Source organism: Bradyrhizobium sp. AT1, from assembly GCF_001590795.1.
Classification (GTDB): Bacteria; Pseudomonadota; Alphaproteobacteria; order Rhizobiales; family Xanthobacteraceae; genus Bradyrhizobium.
This window is the reverse complement of the sequence record NZ_JXDL01000001.1, coordinates 4,021,322-4,022,138: the sequence shown is the minus strand read 5'-3', so window position 1 is coordinate 4,022,138 and position 817 is coordinate 4,021,322. Positions and strand designations below refer to the sequence as shown.

Genomic DNA, 817 nt, shown 5'->3' with positions numbered 1-817 from the left:
GATGTTCGAGGGCGCCTTTGGCGAGGCCGGCGCGGAGGTGGTGATCGAGGAGTTTCTGCCGGGCCGCGAGATCAGCTTCTTCGCGCTGTGCGACGGCGAGACCGCGATCCCGCTGGCCTCCGCGCAGGACCACAAGCGCGTGTTCGACCACGACGTCGGCCCGAACACCGGCGGCATGGGCGCCTATTCGCCGACGCCGCTGGTGACGCCCGCCATCCACGACGCGATCATGGCGAAGATCATTTTGCCGACGGTCGCAGGCATGAAGCAGCGCGGCACGCCGTTCCGCGGCATCCTTTATGCCGGGATCATGCTGACGACGCAGGGGCCAAAGCTGTTCGAGTTCAACGTCCGCTTCGGCGATCCTGAATGCCAGGTGCTGATGCTGCGCATGATGAGCGACATCGTGCCGGCGCTGCTCGCCGCCTGCGACGGCCAGCTCAGGAATTTCGACCTGCGCTGGCACAAGGAGAGCGCGCTCACCGTGGTGATGGCCGCACAAGGCTATCCCGGCGACTACCAGAAGGGCACGCGCATCGAGGGGCTCGATGACGCGGCCAAGGTCGACAATGTCGAGATCTTCCACGCCGGCACTGTCGCCAAGGATGGTGCGATCCTCGCCAATGGCGGCCGCGTGCTCAACGTCTGCGCGCTGGGCAAGACCGTGACCGAGGCGCAGGCGCGCGCCTACCAGGCCGTCGACCGCATCCGCTGGCCCGAGGGCTTCTGCCGCCGCGACATCGGCTGGCAGGCGGTGGAGGCGGAGAAGGCCAAAGGCTAGCGCGTGATGTGATAAGGCGTGATCGCGACACGGGGA

Annotated in this window: 1 protein-coding gene; it reads left to right on the top strand. The window is 67.1% G+C overall.

Annotated features, from left to right (window positions below; all coding sequences use genetic code 11):
• On the top strand, positions 1–781 hold a 781-nt coding region (gene purD / locus SE92_RS18775), incomplete at its 5' end, for a phosphoribosylamine--glycine ligase (protein ID WP_063921224.1).
• Between the last annotated feature and the right edge of the window lie 36 nt (positions 782–817).